Genomic DNA, 14546 nt, shown 5'->3' on the forward strand with positions numbered 1-14546 from the left:
CCGTGCCATCCGTATTCTGTGTACGTTCACAGAAAACCCGACGGCGCGTTTCGCTCTCGACTCTGTGCACGTTCACAGAGTCGTCAACCTCCCGATTGTCGCCGAGCGGCGAAACCGGGAAGCCATAGTCAGGGAGCACATGAACTCGCGAGCAGCCACTTCGGACGGAACGGCTTCGGCCACCCCGTTCGTGCACGAGGGCTTCGCCTATGGCTGTGACTACAACCCGGAGCAGTGGGGTCCGGAGGTCTGGGCAGACGACGTGCGTCTCATGCGCGAGGCCGGCGTCGACCTGGTGGCCATCAACATCTTCGGCTGGTCGCACATCGAACCGCGTCCTGGCGAATACGACTTCACGACACTCGACACGGTTATCGAGCTGCTGCACGCCAATGGTATCCGGGTCAACCTTGGCACCGGGACCTCGTCGCCGCCGCCATGGCTGAGCACGCTCCACCCCGAGATCCTCCCGGTGACCGACGACGGAACCAGCCGTTTCCCGGGCGGCCGCCAGGCCTGGTGCCCGAGCTCGGCCGTGTTCCGCGAGCACGCGCTCGCTCTGGTCGAGCAGGTCGCGATGCGCTACGGCCACCACCCGGCCATCGCCCTGTGGCACGTCTCCAACGAGCTGGGTTGCCATAATGCGCTCTGCTACTGCGACGACACGGCCGCGGCCTTCCGCCTCTGGCTGCAGGCTCGGTACGGCACAATCGAGGCCCTCAACGAAGCCTGGGGCACCTCCTTCTGGAGCCAGCGCTATGGTCAGTGGGCCGAGATCCTCACCCCACGGCGCACCCTCTCCAGCCGAAACCCCGGCCAGGTGCTCGACTTCCACCGCTTCAGCTCCGCAGAGCTGCTCGACTATTTCCGCCGGGAGACGGCCGTGCTGCGCCGCCACTCGACCGTGGCCGTCACCACCAACTTCATGGTCACCGCGCACATCCGAAACCTGGACTACTGGTCCTGGGCCGGCGATATGGACATCGTCGCCAATGACCACTACCTCGACCACCGCCTCGCCGATCCCACCACCGAGCTGGCCTTCGCCGCCGATCTCACCCGTGGGCTGGCGGGCGGCGCGCCCTGGCTCCTGATGGAGCAGGCGGCCGGCGCCGTCAACTGGCAGCCGCACAACCTGGCCAAGGCACCCGGCGAGATGACCCGTAACTCCCTCGCCCACGTCGCCCGCGGCGCCGACGGCATCTGTTTCTTCCAGTGGCGCGCCTCCCTGCAGGGCTCGGAGAAGTTCCACTCCGCTCTGGTGCCTCACGCCGGCACTGACACCGTTCTCTGGCGGGAGGTCGTGGCCTTGGGCGCGACCCTCGGCCGTCTCGCCGAGGTAACCGGCAGTCGGGTGGTGGCGGATGTCGCCATCCTCTTCAGCTGGGAATCCTGGTGGTCCGGCGACGGCGAATCCCGTCCGTCCCAGTCGGTGCGCTACCTGGACCAGATGCACGCCGCCTACACGGCCCTGCACGAGCTCGGGGTGACGGTCGACATCGTGAGCCCGGATGCCGACCTCTCGGGATACCGCCTCGTCGTCGCCCCGGCGCTGTACCTGGTCTCGGACGCTCAGGCAGAAAACCTCAATGCCTACGTCGCCTCGGGCGGTCACGCCCTGATCACCTTCTTCAGCGGCATCGTCGACGAAGACGACCGGGTGCGCACGGGCGGCTACCCAGGCGCGTTCCGCGAGATCCTCGGCATCACGGTGGAGGAGTTCTCCCCGCTGCTTCCCGGCCACGTACTCGCGCTCGACTCCGGCGCCGCCGCGACCCTGTGGGCGGAACGTCTGCGCGTTGACACCGCCGAGGTGGTCGCGAGTTACGTCGACGGGCCGTTGCCCGGCGTACCTGCCGTCACCCGCAACCGCCACGTCGGCGGCACCGCCTGGTACGTCGCCACCGCGCTGGAGGCCGGTGCCCTGCGCGACCTGCTCCGCACGATCGCCCAGGAGGCTCGGGTCACGGCATTAGGCCCGGAAAGTGCCGGAACCATCGAAGTCGTGCGCCGGATGGGCACCACCCACAGCTACCTGTTCATCATCAACCACGGTCCGGACGACGTCGAGCTTGCGGCCTCCGGCCACGAACTCGTCACCGACGAATCCGTCGATCGAATTGTGCGCGTGCCGGCCAGAGCCGTCCGCGTGATTAGAGAGGACCCCGCATCATGAGCGCACCTGCCGTTCCCCTGACGGATGCCCCGGGCAGCGCTGCCCGTAAGAGGCCCCGGGCCGCGAAGCCGGCCAAGGCCGTGGGCCAGAAGCCGCGCGTGCAGCACACAGGCGCGATCCTCGCGTTCGTGCTCCCGTTCGGCACGCTGTTCGCCCTGTTCTACCTGGTGCCGATCGGCTACGCGATCTACCAGTCGCTGCTCGTGATCGAGCGTGAGGGCACGTTCGGTCAGGCCACCGAGGTGTTCGGCGGTCTGACCCAGTACATCCTGGTGTTCCAGAACGGCCCGTTCTGGACATCCATCGGCCGAGTGCTCACCTTCGGCGCCGTGCAGGTGCCGATCATGCTCGGCCTCGCGCTGTTGTTCGCGCTGCTGCTGGACTCGCCGCTCGTGCGCGGCAAGAAGTTCTTCCGGCTGGCCTTCTTCGTTCCCTACGCGGTGCCGGGCGTCATCGCCGCGATCATGTGGGGCTACCTCTACTCACCCAACCTGTCGCCGTTCAGCGCCGTCACCGAGAACATCAACTTCCTCTCGGCCGACCTCGTGCTCTGGGCCATCGCCAACGTCGTCACCTGGGTGTTCGTGGGCTACAACATGCTCATCATCTACTCGGCGCTGCTGGCGATCCCGGCTGAACTCTACGAGGCCGCCCGCCTCGACGGCGCCGGGCAGCTGCGCATCGCCTGGTCGGTGAAGATCCCGCTGATCATGCCGGCCATCATCCTGACCGCGATCTTCTCGATCATCGGTACCCTGCAACTGCTCGCCGAACCGCAGGTGTTCCGCAGCTTCAGCTCGGCCGTGACCAGCACGTTCACCCCGAACCTGACGGTGTACTCCACCTCGTCGATCCCGAACTTCAACCTGGCCGCCGCATTCTCCGTGGTGCTGGCCCTGGCCACGTTCATCCTCTCCTTCACGTTCCTGAAGTTCACCCAGCGGAAGGAAGCCAAATGAGCACCCTGACCCCCACCGTCCCCGCCAAGCCGGCCCGCGGTCTCCGCTCGACCGAGGGCAAGGCGCCGCGCGCCCAGCGCGAAAGCCCGTTCGCCCGGGTCAGTGCCATGATCGTGATGGGCGTCTTCACGCTGTACTTCCTGGTGCCGATCTGGTGGCTGCTGGTCGCGGCGTCCAAGAACCGCTCCCAGTTCAACAGCACCAACCCGCTTTGGTTCGCTGACTTCTCCCTGTTCGAGAACATGGGCAACCTGATCGCCTACCGCGACGGCGTCTACCTCAAGTGGATGCTGAACAGCGCCGTGTACGCCGGTGGCGGCGCCCTCGTTGGCACCATCATCGCCGGCATGTGCGGGTACGCCCTGGCCAAGTACAACTTCCCGGGCCGCGAGCTGATCTTCAATGTCGTGCTCGGCGGTGTGCTCGTGCCCGCGACGGCGCTGGCGTTGCCGCTGTTCCTCATCTTCAGCCAGATCAGCCTCACGAACACGTTCTGGTCGGTGTTCCTGCCCAGCCTGGTCAGCCCGTTCGGCGTCTATCTCGCCCGGATCTACGCTTCAGCCAGCGTGCCCGATGAATTGATCGAGGCCGCCCGGCTCGACGGAGCCGGCGAGCTGCGCACCTTCTTTACGGTCTCGGTACGGATGATGGTGCCTGCCCTGGTCACCGTCTTCCTCTTCCAGTTCGTCGCCATCTGGAACAACTTCTTCCTGCCGCTGATCATGCTGCGCGACGAAACCCTCTTCCCGGTCACGCTCGGCCTCTACGCCTGGAACTCGCAGGTCAACCAGATCCCCGTGCTGCGTGACTACGTGCTGATCGGCGCGCTGTTGTCGATCATTCCGTTGATCATCATCTTCCTGCTGCTCCAGCGCTTCTGGCGCAACGGCCTCAGTGCCGGCTCCGTGAAATAGCCGACTCCGAAGCCACCCAAGCTGCACCACCCCGGCCGGATGTTCCGGTCGGTTCCTTTCCCCACCAAGAGAAAAGAAGAACAATGCAAATCAAGAAGAGAGCAGCCGCCGTCGCCTTGCTCACGGCAGCCACGGTCGTGCTGACCGGCTGCGCATCGGGTTCGACCACGTCTGGTGGCGACGCTGCCGCATGTGAGCCCTCCGAGGGCAAGGTCGACCTCACGTTCACCACCTGGATCCCCGGGATGGAAGACGTGGCCGCAGTGTGGAACGAGGAGAACCCCGACGTTCAGGTGAAGGTGCAGACCGGGCCGAACGGCAACGGCGGCACCTACCAGAACTTCTTCAACCAGCTCAAGGCCGGCAACGCGCCCGACCTCGGTCAGATCGAATACGACGCCCTCCCGAACTTCCGCGTGCAGGACGGCCTGATGGACCTCGCAGCCTGTGAGGGTGTCCTCGACGCCAAGGCAGACTTCGTGGACTGGACCTGGGGACAGGTCAACTTCGGTGAAGAAGACGCTGTCTACGCGGTGCCGCAGGACGCCGGTCCCATGGCCATGTTCTACCGCGCCGACCTGTTCGCGGCCAACAACATCGCTATCCCCACCACGTGGGAAGAGTTCGCGGTGGCCGCCGAGGCCGTGCGCGCCACCGGCGGTTACATCACCAACTTCTCGCAGAGCGACATCAACCAGTTCGCCGGATTCGTCTGGCAGGCCGGTGGAAGCTGGTTCGAGAACGACGGTGAGAACTGGACCATCGACCTGGCCAGCCCCGAGTCCGTCAAGGTTGCCGACTACTGGCAGGACCTGATCGACCGTGACCTCGTCTCCACCAACCCGCCGTGGACGGACGAGTGGAACAACGCGTACAACACCGGATCCAACTGGACCTGGAACTCCGCGGCCTGGGGTGCGAACTCCATCGCCAGCGGCGCTCCGGACACCTCCGGCAACTGGTCTGTCGCCCTGTCCCCGCAGTGGGCTGCCGGCGACAACGCCGCCGGAAACTGGGGTGGCTCGTCCACGGCGGTCTTCAAGGGTTCCAAGCACCCCTACGAGGCGGCCCAGTTCGCGCTGTGGCTGAACACCTCCGACGAGGCGCTCACGATGCTCAACAAGTCGGCCAACCTGTACCCGGCCGCCAAGAGCGGCCTCGAACTGCCGGCCCTCAAGGAAGGCGTCGAGTTCTACGGCGGCCAGGCCATTTACGACGTGTTCGCCGAGGCATCCGATCATGTGTCGCCGGACTTCATCTGGGGCCCGACCATGACGCAGGTCTACAACGACACGTCTGACGGTTTCAAGGGAGCTGTCACCGGCAACGGAACACTGACCGACGCTCTCACCAGCGCCCAGCAGAGCACGATCGATGCTCTCGAGGCCCAGTCGATCCCGGTCAACAAGTAGCATCAGCGTCACGGCAGTACCGCAACATCACCGCAGTGAACGATGAGAAGTGAGCAGTAACGGAATTGATGCACCCAGTCCCGGCCCCGTCGCCGACCGACCCCGTGTCGATTCCTTACCTTCGTGCCGCGGGCACCAGCCTTGTGCTGGATGCCCGCGGCACGGGCGTGCCCGTCATCGTGCACTGGGGTGCCGACCTGGGCGACCTGTCCGGTGAGCTGCTGGCCACGCTGGCCGACGCATCCGTGCCGGCGATCTCCCCCAGCTCCATCGACGTGCCCCTGCGGCTCTCCCTGCTCCCGACTCTCGCCCAGGGGTGGAGCGGGCGTCCGGGGGTGAGTGGGTTCCGGCCCGGCCGTGGTGCCGCGGCCCTCGACCTGCGCCTGGCCGAGCTGCGGACGGGCAGCCCGTCGGCCACCGGCCGGGCGCTGCCCGGCACCCAGACCCTGACGATCTACCTGACGGATGCTCCGGCCCGGGTATCCGTGCGCACCGACCTCGAACTGTCGGTGGAGGGTGTGCTGCGACTGCGCCACACCCTCACCAACACCGGTGTCGACCCGCATCTTGCGGCCTTCGAGCTGGGCTCGCTCGACGTGATCTTGCCGGTGCCCGACCGGGCCCGGGAACTGCTCGATTTCACCGGACTGTGGACCCATGAGCGCCGGCCGCAGCGCAGCACCCTCGGCCAGGGCGTGTGGAGCCGCGAGTCCCGCCATGGCCGCCCCGGCCACGACGATTCCTATCTGATGGTGGCCGGCACGCCCGGGTTCGGCTTCCGAACCGGAGAGATGTGGGCCACCCACCTGGCTTGGAGCGGCGACAAGCGCGCCTGGGCCGAGAACAGCGCGCTGGGTTGCTCGGTGCTCGGCAGCGGCGAACTGCTGGCCCCCGGCGAGTTGAGCGTGGCTGCCGGTGCGAGCCACACCACCCCGTGGACCGTGGCCGTGTACTCGGCTGCCGGACTGGACGGGCTGTCGGCGCGGCTGCATCCGTGGATCCGGTCCTGGTCGACGATTGCCGGGCCCCGTCCGGTCGTGCTGAACACCTGGGAGGCCGTGTACTTCGACCACGATCTGCCCACCCTGGCCCGCCTGGCAGACGCGGCGGCCGCGGTCGGCGTGGAACGCTTCGTGCTCGACGACGGCTGGTTCACCGGTCGCACCGACGACCGGAGGGCCCTCGGCGACTGGTTCGTCGACCCCGTGACCTGGCCCGGCGGCCTGCACCCTCTGATTGAGCATGTGCACGCGGCGGGCATGGAGTTCGGCCTCTGGGTTGAGCCCGAGATGGTCAGCCTCGACTCGGACGTAGCCCGCGCACACCCGGAATGGGTGCTCGGTGCTGCAGATGCAGATGCAGATGCAGATGCAGATGCAGATGCCGGTGCGGTCTCTCCGGCGCTGACCTGGCGGTTCCAGCGGGTGCTCGACCTCGGCAACCAGGAAGCCTTCGCGTGGGTGCTCGCGAGTCTCACCGCCCTGCTGACCGAGTACCCCATCGCCTACCTGAAGTGGGACCACAATCGCGACCTGCTGGCCGGTTCCGCCCACCGGCAGACTGCGGCGCTCTACCGCCTGCTCGATGCCGTGCGCGCCGCGCATCCGGGTGTCGAGATCGAGTCCTGCGCGTCCGGGGGAGCCCGGATCGACCTCGGCATTCTCGAGCGCGTTGACCGGGTGTGGACCAGCGATACCAACGACCCGCTCGAGCGGCAGCAGATCCAGCGGTACACGAGCGTGCTCGTGCCGCCGGAGTACCTCGGCGGCCACCTCGGTGCGGGCACCGCGCACACCACCGGGCGCACCTCGGAACTCAGCTTCAGGCTGGCTACCGCTCTGTTCGGCAGCGCCGGCATCGAGTGGAACCTGACGCGCGCGAACAAGGACGAGCTGGTCATGATCGCCACCTGGATCGCCCGGTACAAGCAACTGCGGCCACTGCTGCACTCCGGCGTTGTGGTGCGGGCCGACCCGAGTGACCCTGCTCTCGAGCTGCATGGCGTCGTCGCCCCCGACCAGAACTCGGCCCTGTTCGCCCAGGTGGCCCTGGCCGCCCCGCGTGCCGCCGTGCCGGAACGGATGCGGTTCCCCGGCCTCGCGCCCGAACGGCGCTACCGCGTGGCGCCCCTGGTGCTCGGTGCAGCCCCGCGCACGATCCAGGATGCGTCGCCGGCCTGGCTTGCGGAACAGAGCTCGCCCGGCGGCGGCGGTGCCTCTGCTCCTGCTCCTGGACTTGGAGTTGGTGCCGGTGCCGGTTTGGGTGTCGGCGGTTCGGTGACGTTGACCGGGGCGGTGCTGGCTCTTGTCGGGCTGCCCGCGCCGTTGCTCGCTCCGGAGCAGGCCGCGCTCTTCACGGTGGACGCGGTCGAGTAACCGCCGCTGGGCGGTCGTGGCTGCGGCATCCGTTGCTCCGCCGCCACCCGCCGCTGCGGGACTAGCCTGAGGAGCCAGGACCTGCACGACCCCCGACCCCAACCCCAACCCCGAACCCACCCCAACCCCAACCCCGAACCCACCCCAACCCCAACCCCGAACCCACCCCAACCCCAACCCCAACCCCAACCATGGAGGACACCAATGCTGTTGACCGCCGACCTGTACGACCAGCGCGGAGAAGAGCTTCAATCCGTTGCGCTTCAGTTTCAGAACCTGGGTGGGAACATCCGTTTCAGCGGCCCGATTCGCACCGTGACCTGTTTCGAGGACAACGCCCTGCTCAAGTCGGTGCTGTCGTCACCCGCCGCCGCCGAGGTGCTCGTGGTCGACGGTGCCGGTTCGCTGAACACGGCGCTGATGGGCGACATGATTGCCGAGCTCGCGGTGCAGAACGGCTGGGCCGGCGTGGTGATCAACGGCGCGGTCCGTGACCGAGTGGCCATCGGCACGATGCCGCTGGGCGTCAAGGCCCTCGGCAGCAACCCGCGGAAGAGCACGAAGACCGGTGCGGGCGTGACGGATGCCGTCGTGGAATTTGCCGGTGTGACGTTCACCCCCGGTCGCATAATCTACTGCGACGAAGACGGAATCCTCGTCGAACGCTGACTTCGCGCTGCCACTGCGCTGCCACTGCGTTGCCCGCGTGCTGCCCGCATGCTGTCACTGACGCGCGCGGCGCCACCCAAGGGAACTCACTCAGGTGTAGCCGCTGGTGCGTGGGTGCAACGTCAGTGTTGTGCGCGCGTTCGTGCGGCGAGTTCTGCGCGGGCCACTTCAGCCCTAGACGACAACGTTACTTCGTCACTGGAGAGCTTGTCATTCTAAATTCGGCGTGCCCGCTAACGATTTGGACCGGCGAGCGGTATTCGAGCCCGGTCCATCTTGCGCGCGGCCCATCAAGAAGTCGTCGTCGACGATGAGCGCCCCACACAGGGCTCGTCTCCCGGCTCGCCGGGGCGCCATCCTCGGCCCGGACGCGGCGGCTCAGCCCGCGGTCGGGCGGTCGACGCGCACGACCAGGCTGCGCTCGGTGAGCTCGATCACCCGTTTGGTGCCGTCGTCGAGGGTGACCTCCACTTCGAAGGCGTGGTCAAGGGCTGTGCTGCGCCGGAAGTCCGTCACCGTGCCGCTGCCGACCTCGGCCAGCGCAGCCTGGCCCGCGGTCGTGCGGTCGACGCTCGCGAGCTCGGTCGGGGTGAGCACGCGGGGTTCCAGACCGGATGCCGTGTCCCCGGTCCAGCCGGGAACGCTCACCCAGACGACCTCGAACGAATCGTCGAGCTCGACCGCGACCTCCACGCCATTCGGGAGCCGTGTGTCGATCTCGTAGGGGGACGCGGCCGGGCCGCGCTCGGCATCCGTCACGGTACCGGGGCCGACCTCGGCCAGCGCCGCGCGGCTGGCCCGGTCGAGTTCGCTGTCGGTCAGCCGGGTCTCGCCCCCGCCGAGCCCGGCCGCGGCCGTGATCCCGACGGTGCCGGCACCCACCAGGACCACGGCGGCGACGGCCGCGACGACGCAGGTGGACGTGCGGAAACCGGTCACCCTGAAAGCATTCACACCCCCAGTCTGGGGGACGCGGACCCCTTTCGCTGCCACCATGGGCCTAAACGGCGGCCGCGGCGACCTCCCACGGGGATCCCGACGCCAGTCGACACGCCGCGATCACCCCAGTTCGGGGAGGTGCGGGTGCGTGAGAGAAATCGCTAGATTCGATTCAGCAGGGGGAGCTCGATGACGTTGTACAGTGCCACGATGCACAAGCGGTTCGCGGCGCAGTCGGTCTTCGCGGATTTGCTGCGGGTGCGCGGGAGCTCGTCGCGACGCTCGTCGCTCGCGCGGCTCTTCGGTCTGTCCCCGCTCGGCGCCGACAGTATGTCCTGGTATCTCGGGGCTGAAGGAGAAATCGTGGTGGGCTCCTTTCTGGCGAAGCTACCGCCCGACTGGACGGTCTTCCACGCCGTTCCGGCCGATTCCACACGCTCCGAAACGGATCACCTCGTGATCGGCCCCGGCGGGATCTTCACGATCACCTCGAAGAACCACGCCGTCGACATCCGCGTCGGTCGCAACACCCTGCAGGTCGACTCCCAGCCGGTGTCCTACCTGCAGAATGCCGAGGCGGAGGCCGAGCGGGTCACCAACCTGGTGCGAGAACGGATGCCGCTGGTCGCCCCCGTTCAGCCGGTCCTCGTCTTCGTGGACCCAGGGCTGCTCACGATCGAGGCGAAGCCCGTGCAGGTCAAGGTGCTCAACGCGCTGGATCTGTGCCCGTGGCTGATCCGGCTCCACCCGGTGCTGACCGCCGGCGAGGTTCAAGAGGTGGCCGACCTCCTGGACAGCCCGCAGGTCTGGCGTGCACTCCCTGACTCCACCCCCGAGGCCGTGCAGGAGCGGTTCACCGAGCTCGATGTCCGCCTGCGCTCGGCCGGCAGACGTTGGCTGACCTGGGCAGTGATCGCCGCGATCGCCGCGATCGCTGCCGGCTTCGGCGTGCTGCAACTCATCACAGCGGCGACCGCCGCCGGTTGACGACAGGGCCCTGACGACCGGGCCCCGCAGACTATTCGGTCGGCAGGCGCCGATGGAACTCGTCCGTCAGGGCGTCAAGCGCAGTGCAGATGGCGACGAGCGCCTCTTCGACTCCGCGCGGTGCGGCTGCATCTTCCTTGATGGTGTTGATGTGGCTTTCAAGCAGACCGAGCTGGGTCTGCACGACCCTCATGTTGTTGACCATCCATCGATCGTAGTTGCCGCTCATCACGGCCACCCCCGTGCGGGTGCCACCGCTGGAAGGTGTGCCGGTAGACTTCGTTCACAGGGGGCTACCCGGATGACCGTGGGAGGCACCATGATGCGCGAGCGCTTTGCGGCACAGTTCATGATCGAAAAGCTGCTGCGCGAGCAGGTCGGCGTTCCGGCGCGTACCCGGTGGGCGCGGCTCATGGGCCGATCCCCACTCGGGGCGAACTGTGCGGGCTGGTATGAGGGTGCCCAGGGCGAGATGGTCGTCGGCGAGAAGCTGTCGACGCTATCGCCGGAGTGGGCTGTCTTCCATGCGCTCCCGATCGGTGGCCACGGCTGGGACATCGACCACGTCCTGGTGGGCCCGGGTGGCGTCGTGACCATCAACACGAAGCAGCATCACGGTCGCCGGGTGCACGTCGACCGCCGCAGCATTCTCTTGGACGCCCGGCCCGTGCCCTATCTGCGCCACGCGAAATTCGAAGCCGAGCGCGTCACGACGCTGTTGGAACAGCGTCGCATCCTGTCGACGCCCGTGATCCCGCTGGTCGTTTTCGTTGGGGCACGCAGCATTGACGTGCAGGCGGAACCGTCCCCGGTCACGGTACTCGACGCCGATGAACTGGCCGTCTGGCTGACGGCGCTGCCGGACATGCTCGGTGCGGCCGAGCGCCTTGACATCGTCCAGATTCTCGACAACCCGAGCATGTGGATCGACGTCCCCCTGGAATCGGGTGAGGGCCTTCGGGAAACCTTCACCCTTCTTCAGGCCGAGGTGCGTGCCGCCCGGCTGCAGCGCCGGGTGTTGTTGCCGATTGAGTTCACACTGGCCGGTCTGGCCGCAGTCGGGGTGGTCACAGCGGCAACGACGATGGTGTCCGGGCTGCTCGCGTCCCAGTAGTCCTCCGAAAAACTCCCATACACCCTGAACATTAACGCTCGGGGCCTTTCTCACAGGCGGTAGGCGTACTCTCGGTTCACGGCCCGTCACGAAGGCCGGAAGGGGAGTCAGTGTGTATACCCGCGTGGAGACTAGCGTCGCGGTGCAACAACTCGCGAACGGCCTGCACGATTCCGGTCGGGAACGTCCCTGGGTTGTGGTGTCGTCGCCGTTCGGCACGGCCGTGCCCGAAATCGGGATCGACCAGCTCTCCAGCCAGATCGGAGACGTCGCCCGGGTCTTCCTGATCGAGACGGGCGAGCTCACCCGTCAGCTCGGCGACCTGCTCCCGGCACAATTTCAGGTCTACGGCAGCGCCGGGCGATCGTACCCGGTCGGCGACACGTTCGCCGAGCTCTCCCGCTCCAGGCTCCGGTTCACGCACGGCGACGCACAGCACGCCACCGACCAGCTGGTGACGGATGCCCTCGCTCACGCCCATCAGGCCGGACTCTTTGCGCTCGCTCCGGCATCCGTCATCACGGTGGACGGCACCGTGAAGGGGTTTATGCTGGGCGGTTCCCGCGCCCTCGTCGAGCTGGACGGCGGCGGCATGGCCACCATCTGGCAGGAGCTGACCTTTCCGCCGGTTCCCCTGGACTGGACTCTGGAGCCCGGGCAGCGCATTCAAGGTGCCCTCGACGCGCCCACGCACCGTCTCAACGTGGAGAGCAAGCCCCCGACCGCGGCCCAGATCTCCGCTCGATTCCCGCACGGAAGCATCACTCTCGCCCTCGTGCAGAAGGTCAGTGCACAGCGCGCCGTGCTTGCCCTGCACCCGCATCTGGCGTTCACCATCACCCGGGCCGACATCTCGGCGAACCCTCTCGATAAGGTCGACGCCCTCCTCTCGGAGGGGGATGTCGTGGCGGCGCGGGTCATCCATCTGCCCAGCGGCGCCCTGCACCTCTGTCTGAGCGACGTCGATGACGACGAGGCTGTGCTGCCTTCACTGTGCGCCGTTCGCAACGGGCCGCCGTGGCTGAAGGAGAATCGTCCACTGCTGCCGCTGGTGGAAGAAAATGACGACGCCGCCGCGGTGGTCGAGTTGGTCGGCACCCCGTCGCTCGCCCACGCATCGACGGTCGGGGCGGCCGCTGGCGCCGATTCCGCCGCAACACCCGGCCACGTCGCGGTGGCGACGGCCGGCCCCACCGCGGATCGCCTCCATCCGCGCCCCACACCCGCACCCGGCCCCGGCCGTGTTCGCGCCGCTGCCCGGCCCTCCACCATGGGGGCGATCCCCTTTCGGGTCTCTCCCATGCCGCCGCCGGCACCGCATTCCGCCCTGCAGTCCACCCAGCTGTCCCTTGCCGAGGCGAAGGCGCGCATCGTGCGGCTGGAAACCCAGTTGGTCGAGGCCGGCGCCACCGATTCCGATCTCGCCAAGCTGCGTGAACAGGCTCGATCCGCGCAGATGCAGCTCCGTGACGCCCTTGTGGAGCTCGCCACCCTGCGACACACGGTCGCGGAATTGCGCGACGACCAGCGCACCCAACGACGGATGCTGCGCGAATCCCGCCGCACCGCCCCTACCCCGGCCGCAGTGAGCGAGTACGAGTCGCGGCGAGCCGCCTGGGAGGAGCCGTCCGGCTGGGTGCGGCATGAGATCCTGCTCGCCTGGGTCGACCGGGTTCCGGAATCCGACCGCGCGGAGTGGCCGCTGCCGCACAGCTACGTCCTGGGGGATCGCTTCGCGGAGTCCCTGACCGGCCTCGATGACGGCCAATTGGCCAAGGCGTTCAAGGCATCAGTGGACGTGTTGACCGGGCGGGTGAAAACACTCAAGGGCCGGCACCTGCACGCGCTGCGCCAGGGTGCTGGACCCGCAGATCCGCACCTCCTGCGCTGGGACGGTGCGCGCTGCATGCGGGTATCGATTGAGCAGAACACCCCGGCGGCCCGACGCATGCATTTCTGGCAGCTGCCGGACGGCGGCATCGAGCTCGGCCGCATCGTGACCCACGACGACATGGAAGCCTGATCGCCGCCGTCAGCTGGTGCACGAACTTCACAGATCGAACCTGGGTGCCCGGCATGGCGACCCTCTGTTGACCAAGCGCGTAGATGACGACCAGAGGTCGGTGCCGCCGGGAAGAGAATGCACCCCGACTGGGACAACGCCCACGCCCCAACGCTGATGCCGGCCCGCGCCGAAGGCTGGGGGCGACGAGCGGCCAACCCAGTTCGTGCCGCTCGGCCCTGGTCCTCGGTGTGCCTGCTCTGCCCCTCGATTTGGGGGCAGGGATTGCGGAAGTTGGGACTTTCTCACTGGTTTCTCGCCGACCAGGGCTGATAGGTTCCTTCTAGGTGACCTACGGGTCGCCAGAGTGACGGAATTCACGTCAGTCGAAAAGGCACACCCGTTGTAAGGCGGGGTCGCAAAGGCACGGAACCCATCGGGTTAGCCGGCTTACCGAATGAAAAGGAACCGTCCCACATGAACTTCACCTCCCCCGAGGCCGACCGCAGATTCGGCCGTCCAGGCCTGTCTTCGTCGCCTCTAGGCGTGGTGTACAAGCCTCCGTCTCGTCGTCCCCTTGGGTAGGCACGCGACTGAAACGGTGGAAGCCGGGCGAGATTAGGGATTTCGTCCTGATATGGCATTGCGATCGGGGATTGATTCGGGTTCGATCTCCGATCGCATGCTTGCCTCACCGCCGGTTCAGGCACCTCCTTCGGTACCTACCTCGGGCCAGGCTCCGGCACTGCTTGAACCTCTGCGTTCCTCTGTGGTGAAGCCACGTTTGTGTTCCTGGCGGACATCCGCCGCGTAGCGGCCGACGTTCGCGCTCATCATGGCGACCTCGCCAGGCGCGGAACCGATTCGACGGAGATTCTCGCGGAAATGCGGTTTCCAGGGCTGTGCGAGGCCGTTTCCGACAAAATCTCCGTCGAATTCGTTCTGGGAACGGCCCGACTAGCCGGGACATCCGCCGCGCAGTACGGTGCCACCACCGGA

Annotated in this window: 11 protein-coding genes and 1 riboswitch; of the genes, 9 read left to right on the forward strand and 2 right to left on the reverse strand. The window is 67.2% G+C overall.

Translation table 11 applies throughout. From position 1 onward, the window contains the following. Nucleotides 1-139: 139 nt before the first annotated feature. The 6 genes from E3O65_RS14700 (at nucleotide 140) to rraA (ending at nucleotide 8505) form a co-directional block, all read left to right on the forward strand. Nucleotides 140-2176: a beta-galactosidase gene (locus tag E3O65_RS14700; protein ID WP_134364476.1), complete on the forward strand. Its 2037-nt coding sequence runs from the start codon at nucleotides 140-142 to the stop codon at nucleotides 2174-2176. Continuing rightward, nucleotides 2173-3135, forward strand: a complete 963-nt coding sequence (locus tag E3O65_RS14705; protein ID WP_134364477.1) for a carbohydrate ABC transporter permease — start codon at nucleotides 2173-2175, stop codon at nucleotides 3133-3135. Before E3O65_RS14700 ends, E3O65_RS14705 begins: the two co-directional genes overlap by 4 nt. Further along, entirely contained in the window at nucleotides 3132-4049 is a 918-nt protein-coding gene (locus E3O65_RS14710; RefSeq protein WP_134364478.1) for a carbohydrate ABC transporter permease, read from the forward strand. Before E3O65_RS14705 ends, E3O65_RS14710 begins: the two co-directional genes overlap by 4 nt. A gap of 83 nt (nucleotides 4050-4132) precedes the next feature. Next, on the forward strand, nucleotides 4133-5461 hold the full coding sequence (locus tag E3O65_RS14715) for a sugar ABC transporter substrate-binding protein (RefSeq protein WP_134364479.1): 1329 nt from the start codon (nucleotides 4133-4135) through the stop codon (nucleotides 5459-5461). Nucleotides 5462-5565: 104 nt separating this feature from the next. Beyond that, on the forward strand, nucleotides 5566-7836 hold the full coding sequence (locus tag E3O65_RS14720) for an alpha-galactosidase (protein WP_134364480.1): 2271 nt from the start codon (nucleotides 5566-5568) through the stop codon (nucleotides 7834-7836). Nucleotides 7837-8040: 204 nt separating this feature from the next. Then, nucleotides 8041-8505, forward strand: a complete 465-nt coding sequence (rraA, locus tag E3O65_RS14725) for a ribonuclease E activity regulator RraA (RefSeq protein WP_134364481.1) — start codon at nucleotides 8041-8043, stop codon at nucleotides 8503-8505. A gap of 378 nt (nucleotides 8506-8883) precedes the next feature. On the opposite strand, the gene E3O65_RS14730 is transcribed toward rraA, so the two are convergent. After that, nucleotides 8884-9459, reverse strand: coding sequence for a PepSY domain-containing protein (locus tag E3O65_RS14730; protein WP_134364482.1), 576 nt, complete (start codon nucleotides 9457-9459; stop codon nucleotides 8884-8886). Nucleotides 9460-9633: 174 nt separating this feature from the next. Between E3O65_RS14730 and E3O65_RS14735 the strand changes: the two genes are divergently transcribed. Next, nucleotides 9634-10431: a nuclease-related domain-containing protein gene (locus E3O65_RS14735; RefSeq protein ID WP_134364483.1), complete on the forward strand. Its 798-nt coding sequence runs from the start codon at nucleotides 9634-9636 to the stop codon at nucleotides 10429-10431. 31 nt (nucleotides 10432-10462) lie between these two features. On the opposite strand, the gene E3O65_RS16785 is transcribed toward E3O65_RS14735, so the two are convergent. Then, the gene (locus E3O65_RS16785; protein ID WP_166785772.1) at nucleotides 10463-10636 is read right to left on the reverse strand and encodes a hypothetical protein; all 174 of its coding nucleotides are present in this window, start codon (nucleotides 10634-10636) and stop codon (nucleotides 10463-10465) included. A gap of 96 nt (nucleotides 10637-10732) precedes the next feature. On the opposite strand from E3O65_RS16785, the gene E3O65_RS14740 reads away from it, so the two are divergent. Further along, nucleotides 10733-11545 carry a nuclease-related domain-containing protein gene (locus E3O65_RS14740; protein WP_166785773.1) on the forward strand — a complete coding sequence of 271 codons (813 nt, stop codon included), beginning with the start codon at nucleotides 10733-10735 and terminating at the stop codon, nucleotides 11543-11545. A 124-nt stretch (nucleotides 11546-11669) separates the two neighbouring features. Further along, on the forward strand, nucleotides 11670-13568 hold the full coding sequence (locus E3O65_RS14745) for a hypothetical protein (protein WP_134364485.1): 1899 nt from the start codon (nucleotides 11670-11672) through the stop codon (nucleotides 13566-13568). 362 nt (nucleotides 13569-13930) lie between these two features. Continuing rightward, a riboswitch (cyclic di-GMP riboswitch) is annotated at nucleotides 13931-14005 on the forward strand. Nucleotides 14006-14546 lie beyond the last annotated feature (541 nt).

This window comes from Cryobacterium breve, from assembly GCF_004402375.1.
Taxonomy (GTDB): Bacteria; Actinomycetota; Actinomycetes; order Actinomycetales; family Microbacteriaceae; genus Cryobacterium; species Cryobacterium breve.